This window comes from Pseudomonas sp. HY13-MNA-CIBAN-0226 (assembly GCF_040310305.1).
Lineage (GTDB): Bacteria > Pseudomonadota > Gammaproteobacteria > Pseudomonadales > Pseudomonadaceae > Aquipseudomonas > Aquipseudomonas gregormendelii.
This window is the reverse complement of the sequence record NZ_JBEOPS010000001.1, coordinates 177,932-204,406: the sequence shown is the minus strand read 5'-3', so window position 1 is coordinate 204,406 and position 26,475 is coordinate 177,932. Positions and strand designations below refer to the sequence as shown.

Sequence of the window (26,475 nt, the reverse complement as noted above, 5' to 3'; positions counted from 1 at the left end):
TGATCTAGAAATCCCCCCAAAGCTGCTGAGCCACCGCCAGCGCCACAACCGGCGCCGTCTCAGTCCGCAACACTCGCGGGCCAAGCCGTGCCGCGTGAAAGCCTGCGCCCTTGGCCTGATCAACCTCGGCATCCGACAGCCCGCCTTCTGGCCCGATCAGAAATGCCAGCGTGGCGGGCTTGGCGTGACTCAGCAACGGCTCGGCCACCGGATGCAGCACCAGCTTCAGCTGCGCTTCAGTCTGCTTGAGCCAATCAGCCAATAACTGCGGCGGATGAATCACCGGGACCCTCGACCGTCCGCATTGCTCACAGGCACTGATTGCCACCTGGCGCCAGTGCATCAGGCGTTTGTCGGCACGTTCGTCCTTGAGGCGCACTTCACAACGGTCGCTGAAGATCGGGGTGATCTCGCTCACGCCCAGTTCAGTGGCTTTCTGGATCGCCCAGTCCATACGCTCGCCACGGGACAAACCCTGGCCGAGGTGGATCTGCAAGGGGGATTCGACCTGCCCGGCGAAACTCTCATCGATCTGCACCACCACGCGCTTCTTGCCGACCTCTACCAGCCGGGCGCGGAACTCTTGTCCCGAGCCGTCGAACAGCTGCAACGCATCACCTTCGGCCATGCGCAGCACGCGGCTGATGTAGTGCGCCTGGGCCTCGGGCAGCTCGTGCTCACCGGTGCTCAGGGGGGCGTCGATAAAGAAGCGGGACAGTCTCATGCGGGTTCTCTGGAAAGGGAGTGAATCATAAAAGGTGGTGCCTTCTGTGGGAGCGAGCCTGCTCGCGATTCGGTCTCGCATTCGCGATGAGTGCTGGCTGACCGATTGCTATCGCGAGCAGGCTCGCTCCCACAGTGCTTTCATTTTCGGGCCAATCAACCCGGATCGCGGAATCCCGGGTGAAAGTTTTCCGGCACTGACACACTGACGCTGTCGCGCGTTGCAATGTCGATCCCTTCGCTGGCCACTTCAGCCAGAAAGTCTATCTGATCAGGCGTGATCACGTACGGCGGCAGGAAGTACACCACGCTGCCCAAAGGCCGCAGCAGGGCCCCGCGTTCCAGCGCATGCTGGAACACTTTCAGGCCGCGTCGCTCCTGCCACGGATAGGCTTCTTTGGTGGCCTTGTCCTTGACCATCTCGATCGCCAGTACCATGCCGGTCTGGCGTACTTCCGAGACGTTCGGATGGTCGGCCAGGTGCGCGGTGGAGGAGGCCATGCGTTGGGCCAGGGCCTTGTTGTTCTCGATGACGTTGTCTTCTTCGAAAATATCCAGGGTCGCCAGCGCCGCCGCACAGGCCAGCGGGTTGCCGGTGTAGCTGTGGGAGTGCAGGAAGGCGCGCAGGGTCGGGTAGTCGTCGTAGAAGGCGCTGTAGACATCGTCAGTAGTGACGCAGGCCGCCAGCGGCAGATAGCCGCCGGTGAGGGCCTTGGACAGGCACAGGAAGTCTGGGCGGATGCCTGCCTGTTCGCAGGCGAACATCGTGCCGGTACGGCCGAAGCCGACGGCGATTTCGTCGTGGATCAGGTGCACGCCATAGCGATCACAGGCCTCACGCAACAGCTTGAGGTATACCGGGTGGTACATGCGCATGCCGCCGGCGCCCTGGATCAGGGGCTCGACAATCACTGCCGCAACCGTGTCGTGATGTTCGGCCAGGGTCTGTTCCATGGCCGCGAACATGTTGCGCGAATGCTCCTCCCAGCTCATGCCTTCAGGGCGCAGGTAGCAATCCGGGCTCGGCACCTTGATGGTGTCGAGCAGCAGCGCCTTGTAGGTTTCGGTGAACAGCGGCACATCGCCAACCGACATCGCCGCCATGGTTTCGCCGTGGTAGCTGTTGGTGAGGGTGACAAATCGTTTTTTGTTCGGCTGACCGCGGTTGAGCCAGTAGTGAAAGCTCATTTTCAGCGCGACTTCGATGCAAGACGAACCGTTATCGGCATAGAAGCACCGGGTCAGGCCTTCCGGCGTCATCTGCACCAGGCGCTCGGACAGCTCGATCACTGGCTGGTGGCTGAAACCGGCGAGGATAACGTGTTCGAGCTGGTCGACCTGATCCTTGATGCGCTGGTTGATGCGCGGGTTGGCGTGGCCAAACACGTTGACCCACCAGGAGCTGACGGCGTCGAGGTAGCGTTTGCCTTCGAAGTCTTCAAGCCATACGCCTTCCCCGCGCTTGATCGGGATCAGCGGCAGCTGTTCGTGGTCTTTCATCTGGGTGCAGGGATGCCACAGCACCGCGAGATCGCGTTGCATCCACTGATTATTCAGGCCCATATTCAGTCTCCTCGAGGCAGTCCGTGACAAACGCGGACCTGCAATCGCGCAAGCCTATGCAATGACTGGCCCTGGAACAACCCATTGGGTCAATTGAGCTACATTGGATGGGGCGATAGACGTCGCTGGCGGCCATTTGATGGCTGACGTATTCTTCGCCATTCCTTGAGTCGTCTGACTCGCAAAACTGATTTTTCCTCGTGTATTTCCGGAGTTCGCTGAATGTCTGCTGGTTGGCTGCGCGCCTGTGCGCTGGTGATGTTGGGCCTGTTCAGCGTATCTGCGCTGGCCAAGGATAAAACAGCGATCGTGATCGGCGGCGGGCTGTCCGGCCTGACGGCGGCTTACGAGCTGCAGAACAAAGGCTGGCAGGTCACCCTGCTGGAAGCCAAGCCGAGCCTGGGAGGTCGCTCCGGCATGGCCACCAGTGAGTGGATCGGCAACGACAAGACCCAGCCGGTGCTGAACAAGTACGTATCGACGTTCAAGCTTGGCACCACGCCGGCTCCGGAGTTCGTGCGCACCCCGAGCTACCTGATCGATGGCGTGTATTACAGCGCTGCCGACCTGGCGATCAAGGACCCGACGACTGCCGAAGCGCTCAAACGCTACGAGAAGACCGTTGACGACCTGGCCCGCTCGATCGAAGACCCGCAGAACCCGGCAGCGAACAACACGCTGCACGCCCTCGACCAGATCAACGTCTCCAACTGGCTCGACCGCCTGACACTGCCTGCCACGGCCCGTCAGCTGATCAACCAGCAGATTCGTACCCGCTACGACGAACCGTCGCGCCTGTCACTGCTGTACTTCGCGCAGCAGAGCCGCGTTTACCTGGGCGTTTCCGACCGTGACTTGCGCGCCTCGCGCCTGATCGGTGGCAGCCCGGTGCTGGCACAGGCATTCGTCAAGCAACTGAAGACCATCAAGACCAGCTCGCCGGTGTCGGCGATCGTCCAGGACAAGGATGGCGTGACCGTCAAGGTCGGCAGCGTTGGCTATCAGGCTGACTACGTCGTGGTGGCTGTGCCATTGCGCGCACTGAACAAGATCCAGCTGACCCCCGCACTGGATGCCCAGCACCTGGGCGCGATCAAGGGCACCAACTACGGCTGGCGCGACCAGATCATGTTGAAGTTCAAGACGCCTGTGTGGGAAAGCAAGGCGCGCATGTCCGGCGAGATCTACAGCAACACTGGCCTTGGCATGTTGTGGGTCGAGCCGGCGCTGAAGGGCGGCGCCAATGTGGTGATCAACCTGTCCGGCGACAACGCCCGCGTGATGCAGGCCTTCGGCGACAAGCAGATGGCCGATCAGGTGCTGATTCGCCTGCACGCTTTTTACCCCCAGGCCCGCGGCTCGTTCACCGGCTATGAAATCCGCCGCTACAGCACCGACCCTTCCATGGGTGGCGCTTACCTGGCCTTTGGTCCTGGCCAGATCAGCAAATACTGGCGCCTGTGGGAGCGCCCGCTGCAGCGTGTAGCTTTCGCTGGCGAACACACCGACACCTTGTACCCAGGCACGCTGGAAGGCGCATTGCGCACCGGTCAGCGCGCGGCCGGCCAGGTTGAAGACCTGGCGGCAGGCAAGTCGTTTGAGCCAGCGAAGGTTGTACCAGTGGCGGCTGCTGCGGCGGCAGGCGCGGTTGCGGCGAAGAAGGGCAACTTCTTCACCAACCTGTTTGGTGGTTCGGATGATGAGAAGAAGCCGGAACCTGTAAAGGCGCCAGCCCCCGTCGCTCCGGTTGCCCCAACCCCGGCGCCGGTACCAGCGCCTGCGCCTGCTCCGGTTGAAGCGCCGAAGCCTGCGGCACCGGTGAAAGCCGAGCCGGTTAAAAAGGCCCCGGCGAAGAAGCCGGCAGCCAAGGCCGAGACAAAAAAAGCGCCGGCCAAAGCCCCGGCAAAAAAGGCTGAACCGGCCAGGAAGCCTGCGGCTAAACCGGCAGCAACCACTGAGACCAAGGCTCAGTAAAATTTGCTGTTGAACAGAAGCGCGGCTCAATGGCCGCGCTTTTTTTTGCCCGCACTATCGCCGTCGCGGGCAAGCCCGATCCCACAGGGTTTTGTGTCGTACGTGATTTCTCGGTTTACGCATCTCCTGTGGGAGCGGGCTTGCCCGCGAAAGCGTCTTCACGATGACCACTTAATTTCCGGTCTGCCACTAACATCCCGCCACGCTTTGGACTTTAATCTTTCCTTAACTCATCCGTCTCACACTCTTGATCGTATTTCTCGATATTTCAAAGCAAAATTTTCCGCTTTAATTCGATAGATAAGTCGATAGTCTTGGTCGCAGTTCTCACAGGATTTGGGCAATGCAGCTACGTAACTCTTCTTCGCGCTACGGTTGGATCAGCGTCTTCTTGCACTGGACTGTGGCACTGGCAGTCTTTGGATTGTTTGCGCTGGGCTTGTGGATGATCGACCTGGACTACTACAGCACCTGGCGCAAAGACGCGCCGGAGCTGCACAAGAGCATTGGCCTGGTGCTGTTCGCCGTGATGTTGCTGCGGGTGCTTTGGCGTTTCGTCAGCCCACCGCCGCCTACCCTGGAAAGCTACAGCCGCATGACGCGCCTTGGCGCCAAGTTTGGCCACTCGTTCCTGTACCTTGGTTTGTTCGCTGTGATGATTGCCGGTTACCTGATTTCCACCGCAGACGGTGTCGGGATTCCGGTGTTTGGCTTGTTTGAAGTGCCTGCACTGGTCTCCGGGCTACCGGACCAGGCAGATACCGCCGGTTTGATTCATTTCTACCTGGCATGGGCGCTGGTCATTTTTTCCGGCCTTCATGCGTTGGCAGCATTGAAGCACCACTTTATCGATCGTGATGCGACCCTTAAGCGAATGCTCGGCCGCAAAGCCTGATGTTCAACCTCGACTCCAAAGGAATAGAAAGCATGTTGAAAAAGACTCTCGCCGCTCTGGCAATCGGTTCCGCGCTGCTGTCCGCCAACGTAATGGCGGCCGACTACACCGTGGACAAGGAAGGCCAGCACGCCTTCGTCGACTTCAAGATCAGCCACCTGGGCTATAGCTTCATCACAGGTACCTTCAAGGACATCGACGGCAAGTTCAGCTTCGATGCGGCCAAGCCTGAAGACAGCAAGATCGAGTTCAATGTAAACACCGCCAGCGTATTCACCAACCACGCTGAACGTGACAAGCACATCGCCAGCGCCGACTTCCTGAACGCCAGCAAATTCGGCAAGGCGACCTTTGTTTCCACCAGCGTCAAATCCACCGGCAAAAACGCTGCTGGTCAGGAAACTGCTGATGTCGCGGGCGACCTGACTCTGGCTGGCGTGACCAAGCCAATCGTGGTCAAGGCCACTTTCCTGGGTGAAGGCAAGGACCCATGGGGCGGCTACCGTGCCGGCTTCGAAGGCACCACCAGCATCAAGCGTTCCGATTTCGGCAAGCAGAAAGACCTGGGTCCGAAGTCCGATGCAGTCGAGCTGTACATTTCGTTTGAAGGTGTGAAAGCGAAATAACATTCGCCGCTGACACAAAAAACGCCCCCGATCTCGCGATCCGGGGCGTTTTTATTGCCTGGCGCAATCTACGCAGGTGGTGAAATCCAGTGTGGGAGCGGGCTTGCCCGCGATGGCAGCGTGTCAGTCAATATCAATGTCTGCAGGACTGACGCCATCGCGGGCAAGCCCGCTCCCACAGGGTTTGCTTTAGCCAGAAAAAATGCCCCGAATCTCGCGATCCGGGGCATTTTTTATTGCAGCGTTAACTCAGCGATTACGAGTCAGCAGCGCTGGTTTTTCGCCGCGAGGACGGCCTGGCAATTGATCAAGCTGTTCAGGTGTCGGGAAACGATCGGTTTTCGACTCCTTGTGAATGATCTTCGGTGCCGGGCCGCGCGGGTTCTGCACCGCTGGTTCCGAGCGAGGCTGATCGTCACGCGCCGGACGGCGATTGCGACCTTCTTCGCGACGGGCTTGACCGTCACGTGGAGCACCGCTGCGTGGGCCACTGCGCTTGGCCGGCGGAGTGCCAGTGGTGGCGCCGTCGCTGCTGCGCGGACCGCTCTGGCGACCCTGTGGCTTACCGCCGTTGCGCGGTGCACCGGCACCTGCGCCGGCTGCCGCACCCGGTGCCGGAGCACCTGGACGACGGCCACGGCCCTGAGCCGGCTTGGCTTGCGGCACGTAGTCGACGCGATTACCGAAGTTATCGATGTCGTCGTCCAGGAACTCGTCCGGTGCGCGATCAGCGGAAGCACGAGGTGCCGGGCGCTGTTGCTCGCGAGCTGGCGTGCCTTCACGTGGCTTGTGCTCACGGGCCGGGCGATCGCCACGGCCAGTGGTTGCAGGTTTTTCCTTGCCGCCCTTGTCCTTGCCCTTGTCTTTACGACCGCCGCCACCGCCACCGCCGCCGTTTGGACCGTCGCCGCGCGGGCCACGTGGGTTGCGCGGGTTACGCACATCCGGACGCTCGCGCACTTCAGGCTTCTCGGCCTCTACAGCGCTGGAGTCGAAGCCCATCAGGTCGCCGTCGGCGATTTTCTGCCTGGTCATGCGCTCGATGCTTTTGAGCAGCTTTTCTTCGTCCGGAGCCACCAGCGAAATGGCCTCGCCCGAACGACCGGCACGGCCAGTACGGCCGATACGGTGAACGTAATCTTCGTCGACGTTCGGCAATTCGAAGTTGACCACGTGTGGCAACTGGTCGATGTCGAGGCCGCGAGCCGCGATGTCGGTGGCAACCAGGATGCGCACTTCACCGGCCTTGAAATCGGCCAGGGCTTTGGTGCGGGCGTTCTGGCTCTTGTTGCCGTGGATGGCGACGGCGCTGAGGCCGTGCTTGTCCAGGTACTCGGCCAGGCGGTTGGCGCCGTGCTTGGTGCGGGTGAAGACCAGGACCTGTTCCCAGGCGCCTGCGGTGATCAGGTGCGCCAGCAGCGAACGCTTGTGGTTGGCTGGCAGACGGAACACGCGTTGCTCGATGCGCTCGACCGTGGTGTTCGGCGGAGTGACTTCGATGCGTTCCGGGTTGTGCAGCAGCTTGCCGGCGAGATCGGTGATGTCCTTGGAGAAGGTCGCCGAGAACAGCAGGTTCTGACGTTTGCTTGGCAAGCGAGCCAGCACCTTCTTCACGTCATGCACAAAGCCCATGTCGAGCATGCGGTCTGCTTCGTCCAGCACGAGGATTTCCACGTGGGACAAATCGACGCTGCCTTGGCCGGCGAGGTCGAGCAGGCGGCCAGGGCAGGCCACCAGCACATCAACGCCACGGGACATGGCCTGAACCTGTGGGTTCATGCCGACGCCGCCGAAAATGCAGGCGCTGACAAACTTCAGGTCACGGGCATAGACCTTGAAGCTCTCATGGACCTGGGCCGCGAGTTCACGGGTAGGGGTCAGGACCAGTACGCGCGGTTGGCGCGGGCCGTGACGCTGGGATTTGTCCGGGTGACCGTTAGGGAACAACCGCTCCAGAATCGGAAGGGCGAAGCCACCGGTTTTACCAGTACCTGTCTGTGCCGCAACCATGAGGTCGCGACCTTGCAACACGGCGGGAATGGCCCGCTGTTGCACCGGAGTAGGCTCGGTATAGCCCGCCGCCTCGATGGCGCGGACTAAAGCCTCGGAGAGACCGAGGGAAGCAAAGGACATGAGTAATCCTGTTTTAGTTAGGGCTTGGCCCAATGGGAGTCTTGCCTGGCGCGAATGGCGTTTAAGAAGAACGCAATCCCGTCCGGTCCTGCTGGGTCTGAAAAGCTCGTCTGGAGCGCTCGCGCGGGCTGAAAAGCTGCGCTGTAGCGGGGTCGAGATGCCTTGAACAAGTCCGAGCGTCCGGGCGTGAGCCTGGCGGGAAGGCCGGAGTATAACAGAGCAATCACTGCGCGCCGCTTTCCTGCTGCTCAACGGTTTTGCCGCGTACGGTAGTCAGGCCGTTTGCGGGTACTTCGACGGCAGGTCCCGCGCCATATCGGGCACTCAGCTCGGCATAGGCAGGCTCGCGCTTAAAGCGCTTGAGCTCGGCGCCGAACCGCTGCACCAGCAAGTCCATGCCGCCACTGCGACGCACCGCGAGGAATTGGCTTTGTTCACTGATGATAAGCGGATTTTCAGTGATCTTGTCGCGAATGCCCAATTCATCCAGGAGGTGCTGGCCCACTCGGCGGTCGGTGATCAACAGGTCGACGCGCCCGCGCAGCAGTTTCCCGAAGTTTGCTTCATGACTGGGTGCGGGCTCCCTGGTAAACAGCGTCGATTGGCTGAAGTCGGTGCTGTACAGGTAGCCCGGCGAGGTGCCGATGGTCAGGCCGCGCAGGGCGTTCAGGGAGGTGAACGGGTGCGGGCGGTCGTTGGCGTAGAACATCACGAACTGTACTTGCGACAGGGGTTCGCTGGGGTAAAGCAGGGTGGCGTCGCGTTCGTCGCTGTGAAAAATGTCCAGCGCACCATCGGCCTGGCCTTGTTCGAGCATCGACAGGCAGCGCTTCCAGGGCAGGAACTGCCACTGCACTTCAATGCCCAGGCGTTTGAAGACGATGGCGGTGGTTTCATAGTCCAGCCCCAGCGCCTTGCCGTTCTCTTCATAGACGTAAGGTGCCCAGGGCTCGGTGACAATGCGCAGTTTCTCGCCCCGGGCTGTAAAGCTCAGGCACGTGAATAAAATCACCGTCAGTAACTGTGAGATCAAAGGCATGGCCTGAGATTACGACGAGAAGCCGCAAAGAGCCAGAAACTGCATGGAGAAGCTCTATCTCCGTGGATTAGCGCACAGAAAAAGGGCGTTAAAAGCAAAAGATCGCAGCCTTCGGCAGCTCCTGCACCGGGTTTGTTTATTCCCGGTAGGAGCTGCCGAAGGCTGCGATCTTTTGATCTTGCTCTTTGCTTAGCGCGGCAACTTCAAATTGTTCCACACCGCCAGACTCGGCTCGGCCTGGTTCAACGTATAGAAGTGCAACCCTGGCGCGCCACCCTGCAGCAGACGCTCGCACATCTCGGTGATGACTTGCTCACCGAAGCCCTGAATGCTGCGGGTGTCGTCGCCGTAGGCTTCCAGCTGCTTGCGGATCCAGCGCGGAATTTCCGCACCGCAGGCATCAGAGAAGCGTGCCAGCTTGCTGTAGTTGGTGATTGGCATGATGCCCGGCACGATCGGGATGTTAACGCCCAATGCCCGCACCCGCTCGACGAAGTAGAAGTAGCTGTCGGCGTTGAAGAAGTACTGGGTGATCGCGCTATCGGCGCCGGCGTTGGCTTTGCGCACGAAGTTGGCGAGATCGTCTTCGAAATTGCGCGCTTGCGGGTGCATTTCCGGATAAGCGGCGACTTCGATGTGGAAATGATCGCCGGTCTCTTCACGAATGAATTCCACCAGGTCATTGGCGTGACGCAATTCGCCGCTGGCCATGCCCATTCCCGAGGGCAGGTCGCCGCGCAAGGCGACGATACGGGTAATGCCAGCCGCTTTGTACTGAGTCAACAGGCCGCGCAGATCGTCCTTGCTGTCACCCACGCAGGACAAATGCGGGGCGGCAGGGACTTTGACTTCGCTTTCGAGCTGCAACACGGTGTTGATCGTGCGATCACGGGTTGAGCCACCTGCGCCGTAGGTGCAGGAGAAGAAATCAGGGTTGTAGGTAGCCAGCTGGCGGGCAGTGGCGAGCAGCTTTTCATGCCCAGCGTCGGTCTTCGTAGGGAAGAACTCGAAGCTGTAGCGACGGTCTTGGGACATGGTCATATCCTTGGAAACGCGTAAGCCTGGAAGGCACCGTGCACCCTGTGGGAGCAAAGCTTGCTCGCGATAGAGACGCTGCGGTCTTCAGTGAGACCATGGCGACGCCATCGCGAGCAAGCTTTGCTCCCACAGGCCTGCATTAAACCGCTCCCCATGGGGGAGCGGAGCAGGACCGATCAGTAGCGGTAGGCGTGCGGCTTGAACGGACCTTCAACAGTCACGCCGATGTAGTCAGCCTGCTGCTTGGTCAGTTGCGTCACAACACCACCGAAGCCGCGAACCATTTCCAGAGCCACTTCTTCGTCGAGTTTCTTGGGCAGTACTTCAACGGTCAGGCGCTCGGCTTTCTGGGCTGGCGACAGGTCGGCGTATTTCTGGCCGAACAGGAAGATCTGTGCCAAAACCTGGTTGGCGAACGAACCGTCCATGATGCGGCTTGGGTGACCTGTGGCGTTGCCCAGGTTAACCAGACGGCCTTCAGCCAGCAGGATCAGGTAGTCATCGTTCTGGGCATCGAATGCGCCAGGACCGGTGCGGTGGATCTTGTGCACCTGCGGCTTCACTTCTTCCCATGCCCAGTTCTTGCGCATGAAAGCAGTGTCGATCTCGTTGTCGAAGTGGCCGATGTTGCAGACAACAGCGCGCTTCTTCAGGGCTTTTAGCATGTTGGAGTCGCAGACATTGACGTTGCCGGTGGTGGTCACGATCAGGTCGATCTTGCCCAGCAGTGCTTTGTCGATGCTCTCTTCAGTACCGTTGTTGATACCGTCGATGAATGGCGAAACCAGTTCGAAACCATCCATGCAGGCTTGCATGGCGCAGATCGGATCGACTTCGGAAACCTTGACGATCATGCCTTCCTGGCGCAGGGACTGGGCCGAACCCTTACCGACGTCGCCGTAGCCGATAACCAGTGCTTGCTTGCCCGACAGCAGGTGGTCGGTGCCACGCTTGATCGCATCGTTCAGGCTGTGACGGCAGCCGTACTTGTTATCGTTCTTGCTCTTGGTGACCGAGTCGTTGACGTTGATGGCCGGGATTTTCAGTTCGCCCTTGGCCAGCATGTCCAGCAGGCGGTGAACGCCGGTGGTGGTCTCTTCGGTGACGCCATGGACGCGGTCCAGGATTGCCGGGTATTTCTTGTGCAGCAACTCGGTCAGGTCGCCGCCATCGTCGAGGATCATGTTGGCATCCCAAGGCGCGCCATCTTTAAGGATGGTTTGCTCAAGGCACCACTCGTACTCTTCTTCGGTTTCGCCTTTCCAGGCGTATACCGCGATGCCGGCAGCGGCGATAGCAGCAGCGGCCTGATCCTGAGTCGAGAAGATGTTGCAGGACGACCAGCGCACTTCGGCACCCAGGGCAACCAGGGTTTCGATCAGCACGGCAGTCTGGATGGTCATGTGGATGCAGCCGAGGATCTTCGCGCCTTTGAGCGGCTGCTCGGCAGCGTATTTGCGACGCAGACCCATCAGGGCCGGCATTTCCGATTCGGCGATGATGGTTTCGCGACGACCCCAGGCGGCCAGGGACATGTCGGCAACTTTGTAATCGTTAAAATCTGCAGGCGTGATAACAGCGCTCATGAAGAGCCTCCATTCGTAATGTATGCGAATGGGCGCCGTTGTGCGTTTAGTGTCCGGTCGCTGGGACCAGGCAACGCCCCATCCGAGCCTGACAGGTTGAACCTGCTGCAGCGCCCCTCGGACAGGTGGCGGGAAAACGGTAGCAAACGATCTTTACCGTTTTGAAACGGTGGCGATTATAGCGGGCTATGCTGATCTTCCAAAGCCTTTCTGCAGGTCAATGTCTAAACGGTAATCGATGCCATAGTCGATGGCGAATAGAGCTCTAGCCCGGGCTCTGCCATGATGGTAACCATCATTCGGCAAGACGCTCAGGAGTGAATATGAATTTCCACACCCGCAAATGGGTAAAACCCGAAGACCTCAACCCCAACGGCACGCTGTTCGGCGGCAGCCTGTTGCGCTGGATCGACGAAGAGGCGGCCATTTACGCCATTGTCCAGCTGGGCAACCAGCGCGTGGTCACCAAGTACATTTCGGAAATCAACTTCGTCAGTGCCTCGCGCCAGGGTGACATCATTGAATTGGGCATTACCGCCACCGAGTTTGGCCGCACGTCCATCAGCCTGACCTGCGAAGTGCGCAACAAGATTACGCGCAAGAGCATCCTGACGGTGGAGAAAATGGTGTTCGTGAACCTCGGCGAAGACGGCTTGCCTGCGCCGCACGGCCGGACCGAAATCAAATACGTCAAAGATCAGTTCCAGGACGAGTAACACGAGTTCGTGGGAGCCGGCTTGCCGGCGATGGCGTCGCTAGCATCACCGGAAAAATCCGAGTTCATCTCGGTTCCTGGTGTCGCTAATGACCCCATCGCGGGCAAGCCTTGCTCCCACAGATTGATGCTCCCACAGGCTCCACACATGGCTCCCACAGGCCGCACTACCACAGGACTGATGTTTCGTTAGTGTGAGCAGTGAACAGCTCCGAACCGCGCCTGTCGTACGTACATCTCACGCCACCGGTTCCGGAGCACTATGGACACGCAAAAAGACGGCAAGACCCCGAACCTTTCGGCCCAGGAAAAACACGACGTCGACAAAAGCCAGCCGCCGCGCGCTGCCGTGCTGCATGAAATCATCCGCACCCAGGGTGATCAGGAGCTGGAACGCAGCGTCGCCGCCCTTTGGTGGTCCGCCCTCGCGGCCGGCCTGACCATGGGCTTGTCCCTCATGGCCATGGGCTTGCTTAACTCTCGCCTGCCGGACGCAGAAGGGTTCAAGGTAATCGCCAGCTTCGGTTACTGCGCCGGCTTCCTCGCGGTGATCCTTGCCCGTCAGCAACTGTTTACCGAAAACACCCTGACGGCAGTGCTGCCGGTCATGACCAAACCGACCCTTAACAATTTCGGGCGGCTGCTGCGGCTGTGGACGGTGGTGCTGGTGGGCAACCTGTGCGGTACCTTGCTGGTGGCTTATGTAATGCTCCACCTGCCGATTTTCGACACCAAGACCGACATGGCCTTTCTCGACATCGGGCGCAAGGTGATGGAGAACGACGCGAGCAAGATGTTCGCCAAGGGCATCGTCTCGGGCTGGATGATCGCCACTATGGTCTGGATGATCCCTTCCATGGAAAGCGCGAAGATGTGGATCATCATTCTGATCACCTACCTGATGGCGCTGGGGGATTTCACCCACATCGTGGTCGGCTCGGCCGAGGTGTCGTACCTGGTGTTTGCCGGCGAGTTGTCGTGGAGTGATTTCTGGCTGGTGTTTGCCGGGCCGACGCTGGCGGGGAATATCATCGGAGGCAGCTTCATTTTTGCGCTGCTGAGCCATGCACAGATTCGCAGCGAAAGCGGGCCGCCCAAGGAGGATGCGGATCAGCAGCCTGATCCGCAAAAGCTCAAGAAGTAATCAGTGATGACCCGCCTGTGCCGCTGGCGCAGGCTCATCACGGGTGACGTGCTTGACCAGTTTGCCGATGCTCAGGCCCTGCAGCAGGATCGACGACAGCACCACAATGTAGGTAATGCTCAGCAACAGGTCGCGCTCCGGCCCCAGCGGAAGCGCCAGCGCCAAGGCTACCGAAACACCTCCACGCAGCCCGCCCCAGGTCAGAATCCTGATTGTCCCGCGCGGGACTGTGCGCCAGCGACGCAGCAGCAGGATGGCCGGCGCCACGGTCAGCAGGCGTGACAGCAAGATTGCCACGGCCAGCAAACTGGCTGCCAGCACATGCAGCCAGTTGAATGGCAGCAGCAATAGCTCCATGCCGATCAGGGCAAACAGCAGGGCGTTGAGCATGTCGTCGAGCAGCTCCCAAAAACCGTCCAGGTACTTGCGGGTCATGTCGTTCATCGCCAGGTTGCGGCCCAGGTTGCCGATGATCAGGCCGGCAACCACCATCGCGATCGGCGCGGACACGTGCAACTCCGAGGCCATCGCCGAACCACCGATCACCAGCGCCAACGTCAGCATCACTTCGATCTGATGCTGCTCGATGCTCTTGATCATCAGGTACACCAGATAACCGATCAGCGCGCCAAACAGCACGCCGCCAACAGCTTCATGCACGAACAGCATGGCGGTTGCGCCGACGGTTGGCGTCTCACCCAGTTGCGCGATACCCAACAGTACGGTGAACACCACCACCGCCGTGCCGTCGTTGAATAGCGACTCGCCGACGATTGTGGTTTTCAGCGGCTTGGAGGCGTTGGCCGTCCGTAATACGCCGAGCACCGCGATTGGATCTGTCGGCGAAATCAGCGCGCCGAACAGCAGGCAGTACAGGAAGCTCACGTGCCAGCCGAACAGGGCAAAGATGTAATAGGCCAGGCTACCGATCACGGCGGTGGCGATCAGGACGCCGAAAGTCGCGAGCAGGCCAATGGGCCAGCGATAGCTGCGCAGGTCATTGAGATTGACGTGCAGGGCGCCGGCAAACAGCAGGAATGACAGCATCCAGTTCATCAGCAGATCGCCGAAGTCGATCTGTCCGATCAGTTGTTGAATGCGATCTTCAAGACCGGGATAACCCAGGAAGCTCAGTCCTTGCAGGAGCAGGGAAAACAGCAGGGCAGTGACCATGACGCCGATGGTGGGTGGCAGGCCGATAAAGCGGAAATTGACGTAGGTGAGCAGCGAGGTAAGGCAGATAAATGCAGCGACAAGCTCAAGCATTCGGGGTCCTTTGGCAGGTGGTGGAAAGACTGTTAAAAGCAAAGCGTGATCGATTATCGCCTGGATGGCGGGCTTGGGTTCTACGTTCGCCTGGAGACTTCATACGTCAGTCGGTGATGCCGGCCAGCGGTGCTTCACGTCGTTGCCGGTAGATGAAGTACAACGCCGTCACCACGGTCAGGCCGCTGACCAGCGCGCCGGTCCAGGGCAGGTCGGCGAGGTCGGCGCCGCTGGCGACTACCAGCCCGCCGATCCAGGCGCCGGCGGCGTTGCCCAGGTTGAATGCGCTCTGGTTCAGGGTCGAGCCCAGGTTCGGTGCCTCATGGGCCTGGTCGATGATCAGCAGTTGCAGGATTGGGCACAGCGCGAAAGCAAAAATTCCCCACAGCACCAGCGTGATGGCTGCCGGGATGACCGAGTGGCTGGTCTGCGTGAAAGCTGCAAGCACCACCACTACCGCCAGTGCCATGCCCACCAATGACGGCAGCAGGCGGCTGTCCGCCAGCCGGCCGCCGAGCATGCTACCTGCCGTGAGGCCTACGCCAAACAACAGCAGCATGATGGTCACGCCATGGGGGCTGACGCCAGTGATGTCCTGCAGGATCGGCGCAATGTAGGTGAACACACTGAACAGGCTGGTCGACGCCAACACGCTCATGCCCAGCGCCATCAACACATTGGCCTTGCCCAGCACCTTGAACTCGCTGGCAAGGTTGGCCTTGTCCATGGCGATGTCCTTAGGCAGCCACGCCCACTGGGCGATGGCCGCAATCACGCCAATCACCGAGACGGCCCAGAACGTCGAGCGCCAGCCGGCGTATTGTCCGAGGGCGGTGCCCAGTGGTACGCCCAACACATTGGCCAGTGTCAGGCCGGTAAACATCATGGCAATCGCCTGGGCACGTTTGTTCGGTGCTACCAGGCCGGCGGCCACCACCGAACCAATGCCGAAAAACGCCCCGTGGCACAGGGCGGTGACCACGCGAGCGGCCATCAGCGTCGCGTAGTTCGGCGCCAGGGCACACAGAATGTTGCCGAGAATGAACATCAGCGTCATGCCCAGCAGCGTCGCCTTGCGCGGCATGTTGGCGGTGCCGATCGCGAGGATCGGCGCGCCGAACACCACACCCAGGGCGTACCCGGTGATCAGCAGGCCGGCGTGGGGGATGCTTACCGCAAGGTCGCGGGCGACGTCGGGCAGCAGCCCCATGATGACGAATTCAGTGGTGCCGATGCCGAATGCGGCAACAGCGAGGGCGAATAACGCGAGTGGCATGCGCAAGTTCTCTGTCGGTAGTCTTGACGCTGTAATCAGGCATACGCATGCCAGAGACCGCTCTGGAATAGAGCGGGGCGCGGGCAAAAATTATTGGAATTGGTCTGTGCGCAACTGAGTGCGGCGTGGTCGCTTGCAGTATAAACAGCTGCTGACATATGGCGAATCAATTCTCCCGTTTCCCTTAGGAGAGAGCTTGCTCGCAAAAAAAAGTGATGGCGATGCGTTGATCCGGAAGGCACGCGTTATCGTTGACGTCCATCGCGAGCGAGCTCCTACAGGGGAGTGGGTCACAAAAGGAGCATGCCGTGCTTGCAACGGCTTTGGTGTTAGTGGCGGCGCTGTTGCACGCGGCGTGGAATACCTTGATCAAATTCAGCGCCGAACGGCTGCTGGTAGTTGCCTGCATGGACAGCGTGGCCCTGTTGTTCGTGGCCGTCATGTTGCCTTTCGTGGAGTGGCCGCCGCAGGAGATCTGGCCATGGATTCTTGCGTCGGCGGCCTTCGAGTTGCTTTATCGTTATCTGCTGATCCAGGCTTACAGGGTCGGTGACCTCGGGCTGGTGTATCCACTGATGCGCGGATTGTCGCCGTTGGTGGTGCTGGCGCTGACACTGCTTTTCGCCGGAGAGGTACTGACCCATCAGCAGATCTTCGGCATCTTGCTGATCCCGCTCGGCATGCTGTGCCTGCTGTGGCAAGGCGGAGGCGGGGCGCGGCTGCCGTGGTCGATGTTGCCGGTGGTGGCGTTGATCGGCCTGTGTATTGGCTGCTACACCTTCATCGACGGCCAGGCTTTGCGGCGCTGGTCACATCCACTGGATTACCTGGTGTGGGTGACGCTGATCAGCGCCTGGCCTTTTCCATTGCTGGCACTGGTGCGCAAGCGACCGGCGTTCATGCTGTTCTGGCGCGAACAATGGCGGCTGGGATTGGCAGTCGGATTCTGCGTGTTGTTCAGCTACGCTCTGGTGCTGTGGGCCATGCAGCTGGGCTCGATTGCCGAAGCGGCGGCGTTGCGCGAGATCAGTGTGATCCTGGTGGTGCTGTTCGGCATGCGCTACCTGAAAGAACCTTTCGGCCGGCCGCGGCTCTTAGCCTGTGGGCTGGTACTGATCGGCATGCTGGTGATGAAGTTTTAACGCTGATAACAATTCTGGAACTTGAAAAGGGACTGCTTTATGACGGTTGCTCTGTGGTGCATCTTGATCGCGATATTTCTGCCCTACGTCTGCGTCGGCGTGGCCAAGATCAGTGGTGGGTACAGGTTGAAAGACAACCACGACCCTCGGGACTTTCTTGAATCGTTGAATGGGTTTGGTCGACGCGCGCATGCGGCGCAACTGAACAGCTTCGAAGTGACCCCAGCGTTTGCAGCTGCGGTGATCGTGGCGCACCTGGCCGGCAATGCGGAGCTGGTGACGATCAATGTGCTGTCGGTGTTGTTTATCACCAGCCGCTTGCTCTACATCATCTGCTACCTGGCAGATTGGGCGATCTTGCGGTCGTTGGTGTGGTTTGTGGGGATGGGCCTGATTATCAGTTTGTTTGTGGTGTCGGCGTAAGATCAAGAGATCGCAGCCTCGGTGCCCTCGACAGCTCCTACGCAGATCCCTGCAGGAGCTGTGTTGAAGGAGCTGTGTAGGAGCTGTCGAGTGCAACGAGGCAGCGATCTTTATCTTTGTTCGCGCTCAGGGTTTGTCAGCCACCTGAGGCACCTGCGGCAACGCCGCGCCCTTGGGCCATAACATCCAGATCTGACCCTGCTGTTTCATATCCCCGGCCAACTGCCCGGCAGCTTCACCGGTGCCCCAGAACAGGTCCGCGCGTACTTCGCCGGCAATCGCTCCGCCAGTATCCTGTGCCGCTACCGGTCGAACCAGCGCCGTTCCGTCAGGTCGGGTGGTGGAAAGCCACAACAGGCTGCCCAGCGGGATCACCTTGCGATCAACCGCCGCGCTGTAGCCGGCTGTGAGCGGTACGTTAAGCGACCCGCGAGGGCCTTCGTTGCTGTCCGGGTTGCGGGTGAAAAACACGTAGCTCGGGTTGCTGCCAAGCAGTTCCGGTATGCGAGCCGGATTGGCCTTGGCCCAATCACTGATGGCGCCCATCGTCACATCTTCTTTTTTCAGCTCGCCCTGTTCCACCAGCCAGCGGCCGATCGGTCGATAGGGGTGGCCGTTTTGATCGGCGTAAGCAATGCGCAACTGACGGCCATCATCGAGCTGGATGCGACCCGAACCCTGGATCTGCAGGAATTGCAGATTCATCGGGTCGGTCAGCCAGGCCACGACGGGTGCCTTCACCCCTTTGGTTTCGATGGTGGCTGCATCGTCGTAGGGCTTGAGTACGCGACCTTCGAGCCTTCCGCGCAGGCGTTTGCCTTTGAGTTCCGGATAGATGCTGTCCAGCGAGACAATGATCATGTCCTCCGGCACGCCGTACACCGGAATATTCGCCACCGCGGTCTGAGTCAGGCTGCCAGGGTAGACCGGTTCGTAGTAACCGGTGATCAGGCCGTTGGGGTTGTCATTGGCAGCGCGCAAGCCGTAGACGTCCAGGTGTTGCTTGAGGAATCCGCGGATTTCGTTGGCGGTTGCCGGGACGTTGGCGGAGGCCGCACAAGTGGCGCCCCAGACCGCGTCGGCCTTGAGTCGGTTACAGGCGCTGCGCCACGAACCGAAGCCGGCGATCAGGTCGTTGTCCGACACCGTTGGCAACGCTTCCCAGGTGGCGCTGGAGTAAGTCGCCAGCGCGTGGGTTTTGGGTGGGGTGCTTTCGCCCCCGGTGCAGCCGGCGAGCACGGCGACTATCGGGAGAGTCCAGGACAGGCGAGGGCGCCATGCCTTGATGCAGCTGATCATGGAGTAATTCCTTTGCTGGTTGCCTGAGTGCTCCATGCGCTCGAACAACCCATATTGATAATAGGGCTATTGGTCTTTACGGATGACGCGAGGATACTGGCCGCCGTTCCCGTGACCTGAAGCCACCATGACTCTTAAAAGACTTTCCGTTGTATTGCTGGCCTGCCTGACGTTGACTGCTTGTGGCGGCGTCGACCCGAATTCGCCGCTGGGCCAGCGCAAGGCGATTTTCAAACAGATGCTCAAGACCGGTGAAGACCTGGGTGGCATGTTGCGGGGTCGCATTCCATTCGATGGCGCGAAGTTCGCTGACGGTGCCGTGAAGCTCGATGCCTTGTCCCATGAGCCCTGGAAACATTTCCCGCAGGTGCGCGAAGAAGATCACACCAGCGCCAAGGATGATGTCTGGCAGAAACAGGCACGCTTCCAGGAAATGGCTCGCACGCTTGAAGCCGCCACCGGTGAATTGGTGGTTGCCAGCAAGGTTCAACCCTACAAAGCCAGCAATCTGGGGCCGGCGGTGCAGAAAGTCGAAGATGCCTGCAGTGCGTGCCATAAAGAATTTCGGGATCACTGATTTGCGGCGCTCTGGCTGACGATTCGACTTGCTCGCGAAGAGGCCAGTCAGAGCAACCGAAAGCTTCGGTCATTCTTTATATTTATTTATCCAGCTCATCCAGCGCTTCCTGCAATTCCTTGCGGGACTCGGCGAGCTTGTCTTTGCGTTTGTTGATCTTCTCCGGGTCGCCTTTCTTCATGGCCTTGTCCAGGTCTGCCTGGCGCTTGCTGACTTCATGCTTGGCGTCCAGCACCTTGTTTTCCCGTTCTTTCTGCAGTGATGCGTCGGTGCAGTGGGTGGTGACTTCGCTCAGGGCTTTTTCCAGGCCGGCCTGTTGATCAGCATTACCGTGGGACTTGGCCAGTTCGATCTGGTTGATGATGCCCTGTTTCTTGGCCGCGCAACCGGTCAGGCCGGGAGCCTCTTCAGCGGCCATCAGTGGAGCGGCCATGACGCTGCAAAGCGTCAACAGGGCGAGTGGAGAAAGAAATTTCATAAAAGCTCCATGTGTAAAGGCAATCGTGTCGGTGTGACGACGGGCCGTTTGAGCCGGATCGGCACCTATGGGTTCCCGTATGCACGGTATTGCCGGCCGCTAAAAACCGTCAACGCCCGCCATACGTAATGTTTCGCTCAAGGCCAGGACCTGCGGGTCACGGAAAAACGCGCTTAATTGCGCCGCGCGTCCCGGGCCTATACCGGCCTGGGCCTGCCATTGTTCGGTTTCACGTTGCGCCAGTTCCCGCCACGAATCAGCAAGCTGTGCCTGACCGATTGGCGGCATGCCCAACGCATTGAGCCAGCGTGCGAACGGACGTTGTCGGGCGCTGTTGAAGCTGTTTAAAAGCTGAGCCGTGCTGCGCTCGCCGAAACCGTTAATGTTAGCAAGCTCTTGAGCATCGAGGGTCAACCAATCCAGCAGTCCCTTCAGTCGGCCTGTTTCCAGAAGTTTCTCCCAGGTGCCCGGGCCGATGTTTGGCATGTCCAGCCCTTGCTTGCCGCTGAGCCAGGTCAGTCGCGCGAGAAACTGGCTTTGACAGCCCTGAGTGGGTTGCCAGCAACTGAGCTGATGAAAATCCGCAGCTTCTGGAACCTCCATGTGAACGCGCTCGACGCTACGCAGTATGACGCCGTCCAGCCTTGGAATGGTCAGGCCGGCCAGGCTGATGGACACCTGGTCGCCAGGGCGGATATCCAGCGCTTGCCAGCGTGGCAGGGAACTGACGCTGACGCGCTTGATCTGGCGATCATCGAGCCATATCGGCGCTACATCCAGCACTGGAGTGATCCGGCCAGTGCGTCCGATGTTGAAATGGACCTTGCGAACTTCGGCCAGCGCCTGGGCGAAAGGGTATTTCCAGGCCACGATCCAGTAGGGCGCCTTGGCTTGCCAGCGATCGGCAGAGGGGCGCTCGTCCTGGCGCAGGACAATGCCATCGCTGGCGAAAGGCAGGGGTGAGCGGTACCAATGCTCACGCCAGCGCACGACGTCGGCCAGTTCCGCGATCGGGTGGCTCAAGGGCGCGGTGCTATCGAATCCCAATGCGTCCAGGGCGGCAATGCGCGCGGAAAGACTGGCTGGGCCTTCTGGCCATTCCCACACGAACAGGCCGATGCCTGCGGCGTCCTGCGCGCTTAGTTGTTTGCGCGCCATCAGTCCGGCGACGTTGCCCCGAGCATTGAGGCTGCCGGCACTGGCTTGAACGTGGCCATCCAGGCGCCAATACAGTTCACCTTGCACCACCAGGTCCCGGGGTTGCGAAAGCTGTTGCGGGATGCCGCCAATCCGCCGCGCCGATGCGGTCCAGTCCTTGCCCTGCACCCCGTTGCCGCGACTGATCGCGCGCACCAGTACACCTTTCTCATACACCAGGCTCACTGCCACGCCATCGACCTTGGGTTGAACCCAGACTTGGTTGCGATTTTTCAGCCAGTCTTCAATGGCTGCGCCATCAATGAGTTTGTTCAGGCCGGTGTGGGGGATGGGGTGTGGAATCGAGCCACCTGCGGTGCGCAGTGGATCTGCCGGCGCGTCCAGATTGAAGCATTGCTGCCAGTCGGTCAGTTGAGCGCGGGCTTGATCGTAAAGTTCGTCGGCGACCATGGACTGGCCTTGGCGATGGTAGCTGTCGTCCCACAGGTCGATCTGTTTTTGCACGGCGCTGATCTCTTCCTGGGCTCGCCCGGGGGGCCAGTCGGGGCATGGGGCTGCGTGGACGGAGAGCGAAAGGAAGGTCAGGAGAATAGCGATCAACAAGCGCATCGTGAGCGTCCTTGCTCATTGGGGGTTGTTGAAGATTAGTCAGTATTGCCAGGCCCGGAGGGTGAGTGTTTTGCCTGGTATTTCCCGCGGTGAATGGGCCGGCCCCAACGCGAGCAGGCTCGCTCCCACAGTGCTGAGCTTGAGACACAGCCACAAAAAAGCCCCGCACGGCGAACCGTGCGGGGCTTCGGGTACCGCCGGGGAAGTCTTACAAACCAGCAGCGGAACGCAGGGCGTCAGCGCGGTCGGTTTTTTCCCAGGTGAACGTGGTGAAGGTGTCTTCGCCCACGGTCTTGGTTTCCGGGGTACGGCCGAAGTGGCCGTAAGCGGCGGTCTCCTGGTACATCGGGTGCAGCAGGTCGAGCATGGTGGTGATGGCGTAAGGACGCAGGTCGAACACTTCACGCACCAGGTTGATGATTTTCTCATCGCTGATCTTGCCGGTGCCAAAGGTGTTCAGCGAGATCGACGTAGGCTGGGCCACGCCGATTGCGTAGGAAACCTGAATCTCGCAACGCTCGGCCAGGCCAGCAGCCACAATGTTCTTGGCCACGTAACGACCGGCGTAGGCGGCCGAACGGTCAACCTTGGAAGGATCCTTGCCGGAGAACGCACCGCCACCGTGACGAGCCATGCCGCCGTAGGTGTCGACGATGATCTTGCGACCGGTCAGGCCGCAGTCGCCAACCGGGCCACCAATGATGAACTGGCCAGTCGGGTTGATGTGGAACTGGGTGTCCTTGTGCAGCAGCTCGGCAGGCAGTACGTGCTTGACGATCAGCTCCATCACGCCTTCGCGCAGGTCTTTGTACGACACTTCAGGGTTGTGCTGGGTCGACAGGACCACGGCATCGATGCCCACGACTTTGCCATTTTCGTAACGGCAGGTGACCTGGGACTTGGCGTCCGGGCGCAGCCACGGCAGCAGGCCGGATTTGCGCGCTTCAGCCTGACGCTGTACCAGCTGGTGAGAGAAGGTGATTGGTGCCGGCATCAGCACGTCGGTCTCGTTGCTGGCGTAGCCGAACATCAGGCCCTGGTCGCCGGCGCCCTGATCTTCAGGCTTGGCACGGTCGACACCCTGGTTGATGTCAGGGGACTGCTTGCCGATGATGTTCATCACGCCGCAGGTCGCACCGTCGAAACCAACGTCGGAGCTGGTGTAGCCGATGTCGGTGATCACATCACGAACGATCTGCTCCAGGTCAACCCAGGCCGAGGTGGTGACTTCGCCGGCGATGATCGCCACGCCCGTTTTCACCAGCGTCTCGCACGCCACGCGGGCGAACTTGTCTTCAGCAATGATTGCGTCCAGCACCGCATCAGAAATCTGGTCGGCGATTTTGTCCGGATGCCCTTCAGACACGGACTCGGAGGTGAAGAGGGAGTATTCGCTCATCTCGATGTTTTCCTGAATTTACCGATGGTGAGTGTCGCCAGCCGGCCGCTGAAAGTGGCGGACCTGAATCTGGAAACCATTACGTAAGCCTACATAGAGGCTTTCCCCGGGAACGAGTCCCGCAGCGGTGGCCCAACGGGCCAGATCGTCCTGTTCAAACCCCAACCAGAGATCACCGCAGGCCTCCTTGGCCCAACTCTGGTTGTGGCTACATAACTCTGTCACTAACAGGCTACCGCCTGGTTTCAGCAAAACGGCCATGTGCCTTAGGGCATCAGCCGGCGCGGCAAAATGGTGCAGTACCATGTTCAATACAACGCAATCAGCCGTGAGGCTGACGCCGTTCAACGCATCGGCGAGCTGCAGGCTGACGTTGCCCAGGGCTTCGCGTTCACAGACCTGGCGTGCCAGTTCAAGCATGGCCGGGCTGTTATCCAGTGCCGTTACGTGCATGAAACGCCGCGCCAGTTCCGGCAGGAAGGCGCCGTCACCGGGGCCGACTTCGATCGCCGTGGCGCTCTCGCCGAAACCCAGCTTGTCGAGCAGTGCTACCACGCTGTCGCGGTACTGCGGCAAGCCGGCAATCAGGTCCTGCTGGGCGCGAAATTTTTCCGCGACCCGCGAGAAGAAGTCCTGGCTGGCAGCTGCTCGTTGCCCATGGACCTGACCGATCCGCGACTGCACATCGGCAGGCAGGGTCAGGTTATCCACTTCTTCGAGCAGGGCGGCATGCAGCTTGCCGCCCAGCAGTTCAGTGTGGGGCAGGGCGCGACGATAGAAAATCGCATTGCCTTCACGGCGAGTCGCCACCAGTTCGGCCTGGGCCAGTACTTTGAGGTGGTGACTCATGCCCGACTGACCCATGCCGAAAATCTGCGCCAGTTCCAGTACGCCAAACGAATCGTTGGCCAGCACGCGCAACACATTCAGACGCAAAGGATCGCCACCGGCCTTGCAAAGGGCCGCCAGCTCGTCGCAATCGTCATGTTGAATGGATGGCACGCGTAAATTCATAAGGCCGGCAGTCTAGTCACGGGTCGAAAACACCGCAAGAGCAATATCAAAAAGTTTTGATATTGCTCGATAGATGGCACTTCCCGGCGCCTGCTTTACTCTACAAACGTACAGCGGAAAGGTTTCACCAAGCGAAACCGCCGCCTGTCATGGGAAAAACGTCCTCATATGACTATCTGTCATTGCCCCGAGGCCGGTCGGTGAGGGAAAATGCTCGCCTTTTTTCCGATTCGTTTTATTCACTCTCGATTCAATATCCGCAGGAGAACAGCGATGCCCAGCCGTCGTGAGCGTGCCAACGCCATTCGTGCCCTCAGCATGGATGCCGTGCAAAAAGCCAACAGCGGCCATCCCGGTGCCCCTATGGGTATGGCGGATATCGCCGAAGTACTTTGGCGTGACTACCTGAAGCACAACCCGAGCAATCCATCGTTCGCTGACCGTGACCGCTTCGTGCTGTCCAACGGCCATGGCTCGATGTTGATCTACTCGCTGCTGCACCTGACCGGCTACGACCTGTCGATCGATGACCTGAAAAACTTCCGCCAACTGCACAGCCGCACCCCGGGCCACCCGGAATTCGGCTACACCCCTGGCGTTGAAACCACGACCGGTCCACTGGGCCAAGGCCTGGCCAATGCCGTTGGTTTTGCTCTGGCAGAAAAAGTTCTGGCCGCGCAATTCAACCGTCCGGGCCACAACGTTGTTGATCACCACACCTACGTATTCCTGGGTGATGGCTGCATGATGGAAGGCATTTCCCACGAAGTCGGCTCCCTGGCCGGTACTTTGGGCCTGGGCAAGCTGATCGCCTTCTACGATGACAACGGTATTTCCATCGACGGCGAAGTCGAAGGCTGGTTCACCGACGACACGCCAAAGCGTTTCGAAGCCTATAACTGGCAGGTTATCCGCAACGTCGATGGTCACGACCCTGAAGAAATCAAGACGGCCATCGACACCGCTCGCAAAAGCGACCAGCCGACGCTGATCTGCTGCAAGACCACGATCGGCTTCGGTTCGCCGAACAAGCAGGGTAAAGAAGACTGCCACGGTGCCCCGCTGGGTGATGCGGAAATCGCTCTGACCCGCACCGCGCTGAACTGGAACCACGGTCCGTTCGAAATCCCGGCTGACATCTACGCCGAGTGGGATGCCAAGGAAGCCGGTCTTGCCGCTGAAGCCGAGTGGGATCAGCGTTTTGCCGCCTATTCCGCTGCCTTCCCTGACCTGGCCAACGAACTGGTTCGTCGCCTGAGCGGTGAATTGCCAGCTGACTTCGCCGAAAAAGCCTCGGCCTACATTGCTGAAGTCGCGGCCAAAGGCGAGACCATCGCCAGCCGCAAGGCCAGCCAGAACGCCCTGAATGCCTATGGTCCGCTGTTGCCTGAACTGCTGGGCGGCTCCGCTGACCTGGCCGGTTCCAACCTGACCCTGTGGAAAGGTTGCAAAGGTGTCACCGGCGAAGACGCCAGCGGCAACTACATGTACTACGGCGTTCGCGAATTCGGCATGAGCGCGATCATGAACGGCGTCGCCCTGCACGGCGGTCTGGTGCCTTACGGCGCGACCTTCCTGATGTTCATGGAATACGCACGCAACGCAGTGCGCATGGCCTCGCTGATGAAAAAGCGCGTGGTGTTCGTCTACACCCACGACTCCATCGGCCTGGGCGAAGATGGCCCGACTCACCAGCCAATCGAGCAACTGACCAGCCTGCGCAGCACCCCGAACCTCGATACCTGGCGTCCAGCGGATGCCGTTGAATCGGCGGTTTGCTGGAAACTGGCAATCGAGCGCAAGGACGGCCCTTCGGCGCTGATCTTCTCGCGTCAGAACCTGCAGCATCAGGATCGTGATGCCGGCCAGATCGCCGACATCGCCCGTGGCGGCTACGTGTTGAAGGACTGCGTGGGCGAGCCTGAGCTGATCCTGATTTCCACTGGTTCGGAAGTGGGCCTGGCTGTTCAGGCGTACGACAAGCTGACTGCGCAAGGTCGCAATGTGCGTGTGGTGTCTATGCCTTGCACCAGCGTGTTCGATGCCCAGGATGCCGACTACAAGCAATCGGTATTGCCGTTGCAGGTCAGCGCCCGTATCGCCATCGAAGCCGCGCATGCGGACTACTGGTACAAGTACGTGGGCCTGGAAGGCCGCGTCATCGGCATGACCACCTACGGCGAGTCGGCGCCTGCCCCTGCCTTGTTCGAAGAGTTCGGTTTTACCCTGGAAAACATCCTGGGTCAGGCTGAAGAGCTGCTGGAAGACTAAAGCAGTGCGCGGTAGCCCAGGCTGCCGCGTCCCCTGTAGGAGCTGCCGGAGGCTGCGATCTTTTGATCTTGTTTTTAAGCTCGAGATCAAAAGATCGCAGCCTTCGGCAGCTCCTACAGGGGTTGTG

The 26,475-nt window shown here is 60.0% G+C and carries 22 protein-coding genes and 1 riboswitch; of the genes, 9 read left to right on the top strand and 13 right to left on the bottom strand.

Translation table 11 applies throughout. From position 1 onward, the window contains the following. Positions 1–4 precede the first annotated feature (4 nt). Both AAEZ05_RS00890 and AAEZ05_RS00885 read right to left on the bottom strand, forming a co-directional pair. Positions 5–724 (bottom strand): 16S rRNA (uracil(1498)-N(3))-methyltransferase, encoded by a 720-nt coding sequence (locus AAEZ05_RS00890; protein WP_045059842.1) that lies wholly within the window; start codon positions 722–724, stop codon positions 5–7. 155 nt (positions 725–879) lie between these two features. Next, positions 880–2,286 carry an adenosylmethionine--8-amino-7-oxononanoate transaminase gene (locus AAEZ05_RS00885; RefSeq protein ID WP_045059843.1) on the bottom strand — a complete coding sequence of 469 codons (1,407 nt, stop codon included), beginning with the start codon at positions 2,284–2,286 and terminating at the stop codon, positions 880–882. A 222-nt stretch (positions 2,287–2,508) separates the two neighbouring features. Between AAEZ05_RS00885 and AAEZ05_RS00880 the strand changes: the two genes are divergently transcribed. The 3 genes from AAEZ05_RS00880 (at position 2,509) to AAEZ05_RS00870 (ending at position 5,781) form a co-directional block, all read left to right on the top strand. Continuing rightward, entirely contained in the window at positions 2,509–4,260 is a 1,752-nt protein-coding gene (locus AAEZ05_RS00880) for a flavin monoamine oxidase family protein (RefSeq protein ID WP_045059844.1), read from the top strand. 343 nt (positions 4,261–4,603) lie between these two features. Next, the gene (locus tag AAEZ05_RS00875) at positions 4,604–5,155 is read left to right on the top strand and encodes a cytochrome b (RefSeq protein ID WP_350598834.1); all 552 of its coding nucleotides are present in this window, start codon (positions 4,604–4,606) and stop codon (positions 5,153–5,155) included. 32 nt (positions 5,156–5,187) lie between these two features. Beyond that, the gene (locus AAEZ05_RS00870) at positions 5,188–5,781 is read left to right on the top strand and encodes a YceI family protein (RefSeq protein ID WP_045059846.1); all 594 of its coding nucleotides are present in this window, start codon (positions 5,188–5,190) and stop codon (positions 5,779–5,781) included. Positions 5,782–6,030: 249 nt separating this feature from the next. On the opposite strand, the gene rhlE2 is transcribed toward AAEZ05_RS00870, so the two are convergent. The 4 genes from rhlE2 to ahcY all read right to left on the bottom strand — a co-directional run bounded on the left by rhlE2 (position 6,031) and on the right by ahcY (position 11,577). Continuing rightward, complete coding sequence (gene rhlE2 / locus AAEZ05_RS00865; protein ID WP_350598836.1) at positions 6,031–7,914, bottom strand: RNA helicase RhlE2; 1,884 nt, start codon at positions 7,912–7,914, stop codon at positions 6,031–6,033. Between the two features lie 223 nt (positions 7,915–8,137). Continuing rightward, entirely contained in the window at positions 8,138–8,953 is an 816-nt protein-coding gene (locus AAEZ05_RS00860) for a substrate-binding periplasmic protein (RefSeq protein ID WP_045059848.1), read from the bottom strand. Positions 8,954–9,142: 189 nt separating this feature from the next. Next, on the bottom strand, positions 9,143–9,988 hold the full coding sequence (gene metF, locus AAEZ05_RS00855) for a methylenetetrahydrofolate reductase [NAD(P)H] (RefSeq protein ID WP_045059849.1): 846 nt from the start codon (positions 9,986–9,988) through the stop codon (positions 9,143–9,145). A 179-nt stretch (positions 9,989–10,167) separates the two neighbouring features. Further along, positions 10,168–11,577: an adenosylhomocysteinase gene (gene ahcY / locus AAEZ05_RS00850; protein WP_045059850.1), complete on the bottom strand. Its 1,410-nt coding sequence runs from the start codon at positions 11,575–11,577 to the stop codon at positions 10,168–10,170. Positions 11,578–11,600: 23 nt separating this feature from the next. Beyond that, a riboswitch (S-adenosyl-L-homocysteine riboswitch) is annotated at positions 11,601–11,702 on the bottom strand. Positions 11,703–11,900: 198 nt separating this feature from the next. Here ahcY and AAEZ05_RS00845 point away from each other — a divergent pair. Then, positions 11,901–12,293, top strand: coding sequence for an acyl-CoA thioesterase (locus AAEZ05_RS00845; RefSeq protein WP_045059851.1), 393 nt, complete (start codon positions 11,901–11,903; stop codon positions 12,291–12,293). Positions 12,294–12,554: 261 nt separating this feature from the next. Further along, positions 12,555–13,436 (top strand): formate/nitrite transporter family protein, encoded by an 882-nt coding sequence (locus tag AAEZ05_RS00840; protein WP_045059852.1) that lies wholly within the window; start codon positions 12,555–12,557, stop codon positions 13,434–13,436. Here AAEZ05_RS00840 and AAEZ05_RS00835 read toward each other — a convergent pair whose 3' ends face one another. Together AAEZ05_RS00835 and AAEZ05_RS00830 are read right to left on the bottom strand one after the other, a co-directional pair. Further along, positions 13,437–14,702, bottom strand: a complete 1,266-nt coding sequence (locus tag AAEZ05_RS00835) for a cation:proton antiporter (protein ID WP_045059853.1) — start codon at positions 14,700–14,702, stop codon at positions 13,437–13,439. Positions 14,703–14,808: 106 nt separating this feature from the next. Next, positions 14,809–15,978, bottom strand: coding sequence for an MFS transporter (locus AAEZ05_RS00830; protein WP_045059854.1), 1,170 nt, complete (start codon positions 15,976–15,978; stop codon positions 14,809–14,811). A gap of 308 nt (positions 15,979–16,286) precedes the next feature. On the opposite strand from AAEZ05_RS00830, the gene AAEZ05_RS00825 reads away from it, so the two are divergent. Together AAEZ05_RS00825 and AAEZ05_RS00820 are read left to right on the top strand one after the other, a co-directional pair. After that, entirely contained in the window at positions 16,287–17,120 is an 834-nt protein-coding gene (locus AAEZ05_RS00825) for an EamA family transporter (protein ID WP_350646445.1), read from the top strand. Between the two features lie 39 nt (positions 17,121–17,159). Then, a complete protein-coding gene (locus tag AAEZ05_RS00820) occupies positions 17,160–17,543 on the top strand; it encodes an MAPEG family protein (RefSeq protein ID WP_122841172.1) in 384 nt (127 codons plus the stop codon). Positions 17,544–17,669: 126 nt separating this feature from the next. On the opposite strand, the gene mltA is transcribed toward AAEZ05_RS00820, so the two are convergent. Next, a complete protein-coding gene (gene mltA / locus AAEZ05_RS00815; RefSeq protein WP_350646444.1) occupies positions 17,670–18,842 on the bottom strand; it encodes a murein transglycosylase A in 1,173 nt (390 codons plus the stop codon). Positions 18,843–18,969: 127 nt separating this feature from the next. Between mltA and AAEZ05_RS00810 the strand changes: the two genes are divergently transcribed. After that, positions 18,970–19,419 (top strand): c-type cytochrome, encoded by a 450-nt coding sequence (locus tag AAEZ05_RS00810; RefSeq protein ID WP_205892063.1) that lies wholly within the window; start codon positions 18,970–18,972, stop codon positions 19,417–19,419. Between the two features lie 82 nt (positions 19,420–19,501). Here the strand turns inward: AAEZ05_RS00810 and AAEZ05_RS00805 are convergent, their stop codons facing one another. The 4 genes from AAEZ05_RS00805 to AAEZ05_RS00790 form a co-directional block, all read right to left on the bottom strand. After that, entirely contained in the window at positions 19,502–19,897 is a 396-nt protein-coding gene (locus tag AAEZ05_RS00805; protein WP_045059859.1) for a DUF1090 domain-containing protein, read from the bottom strand. 99 nt (positions 19,898–19,996) lie between these two features. Beyond that, complete coding sequence (gene ligB / locus AAEZ05_RS00800; protein ID WP_350598851.1) at positions 19,997–21,664, bottom strand: NAD-dependent DNA ligase LigB; 1,668 nt, start codon at positions 21,662–21,664, stop codon at positions 19,997–19,999. A gap of 208 nt (positions 21,665–21,872) precedes the next feature. Further along, positions 21,873–23,063: a methionine adenosyltransferase gene (gene metK / locus AAEZ05_RS00795; protein WP_045059861.1), complete on the bottom strand. Its 1,191-nt coding sequence runs from the start codon at positions 23,061–23,063 to the stop codon at positions 21,873–21,875. A gap of 18 nt (positions 23,064–23,081) precedes the next feature. Continuing rightward, positions 23,082–24,077, bottom strand: a complete 996-nt coding sequence (locus AAEZ05_RS00790) for an ArsR/SmtB family transcription factor (RefSeq protein WP_045059862.1) — start codon at positions 24,075–24,077, stop codon at positions 23,082–23,084. Between the two features lie 273 nt (positions 24,078–24,350). On the opposite strand from AAEZ05_RS00790, the gene tkt reads away from it, so the two are divergent. After that, on the top strand, positions 24,351–26,348 hold the full coding sequence (gene tkt / locus AAEZ05_RS00785; protein WP_045059863.1) for a transketolase: 1,998 nt from the start codon (positions 24,351–24,353) through the stop codon (positions 26,346–26,348). Positions 26,349–26,475 lie beyond the last annotated feature (127 nt).

Bases quoted from the DNA above. Each gene is read 5' to 3' on its own strand.
- AAEZ05_RS00890 (WP_045059842.1), bottom strand. From the start codon at position 724: ATGAGACTGTCCCGCTTCTTTATCGACGCCCCCCTGAGCACCGGTGAG.
- AAEZ05_RS00885 (WP_045059843.1), bottom strand. From the start codon at position 2,286: ATGGGCCTGAATAATCAGTGGATGCAACGCGATCTCGCGGTGCTGTGG.
- AAEZ05_RS00880 (WP_045059844.1), top strand. From the start codon at position 2,509: ATGTCTGCTGGTTGGCTGCGCGCCTGTGCGCTGGTGATGTTGGGCCTG.
- AAEZ05_RS00875 (WP_350598834.1), top strand. From the start codon at position 4,604: ATGCAGCTACGTAACTCTTCTTCGCGCTACGGTTGGATCAGCGTCTTC.
- AAEZ05_RS00870 (WP_045059846.1), top strand. From the start codon at position 5,188: ATGTTGAAAAAGACTCTCGCCGCTCTGGCAATCGGTTCCGCGCTGCTG.
- rhlE2 (WP_350598836.1), bottom strand. From the start codon at position 7,914: ATGTCCTTTGCTTCCCTCGGTCTCTCCGAGGCTTTAGTCCGCGCCATC.
- AAEZ05_RS00860 (WP_045059848.1), bottom strand. From the start codon at position 8,953: ATGCCTTTGATCTCACAGTTACTGACGGTGATTTTATTCACGTGCCTG.
- metF (WP_045059849.1), bottom strand. From the start codon at position 9,988: ATGTCCCAAGACCGTCGCTACAGCTTCGAGTTCTTCCCTACGAAGACC.
- ahcY (WP_045059850.1), bottom strand. From the start codon at position 11,577: ATGAGCGCTGTTATCACGCCTGCAGATTTTAACGATTACAAAGTTGCC.
- AAEZ05_RS00845 (WP_045059851.1), top strand. From the start codon at position 11,901: ATGAATTTCCACACCCGCAAATGGGTAAAACCCGAAGACCTCAACCCC.
- AAEZ05_RS00840 (WP_045059852.1), top strand. From the start codon at position 12,555: ATGGACACGCAAAAAGACGGCAAGACCCCGAACCTTTCGGCCCAGGAA.
- AAEZ05_RS00835 (WP_045059853.1), bottom strand. From the start codon at position 14,702: ATGCTTGAGCTTGTCGCTGCATTTATCTGCCTTACCTCGCTGCTCACC.
- AAEZ05_RS00830 (WP_045059854.1), bottom strand. From the start codon at position 15,978: ATGCCACTCGCGTTATTCGCCCTCGCTGTTGCCGCATTCGGCATCGGC.
- AAEZ05_RS00820 (WP_122841172.1), top strand. From the start codon at position 17,160: ATGACGGTTGCTCTGTGGTGCATCTTGATCGCGATATTTCTGCCCTAC.
- mltA (WP_350646444.1), bottom strand. From the start codon at position 18,842: ATGATCAGCTGCATCAAGGCATGGCGCCCTCGCCTGTCCTGGACTCTC.
- AAEZ05_RS00810 (WP_205892063.1), top strand. From the start codon at position 18,970: ATGACTCTTAAAAGACTTTCCGTTGTATTGCTGGCCTGCCTGACGTTG.
- AAEZ05_RS00805 (WP_045059859.1), bottom strand. From the start codon at position 19,897: ATGAAATTTCTTTCTCCACTCGCCCTGTTGACGCTTTGCAGCGTCATG.
- ligB (WP_350598851.1), bottom strand. From the start codon at position 21,664: ATGCGCTTGTTGATCGCTATTCTCCTGACCTTCCTTTCGCTCTCCGTC.
- metK (WP_045059861.1), bottom strand. From the start codon at position 23,063: ATGAGCGAATACTCCCTCTTCACCTCCGAGTCCGTGTCTGAAGGGCAT.
- AAEZ05_RS00790 (WP_045059862.1), bottom strand. From the start codon at position 24,077: ATGAATTTACGCGTGCCATCCATTCAACATGACGATTGCGACGAGCTG.
- tkt (WP_045059863.1), top strand. From the start codon at position 24,351: ATGCCCAGCCGTCGTGAGCGTGCCAACGCCATTCGTGCCCTCAGCATG.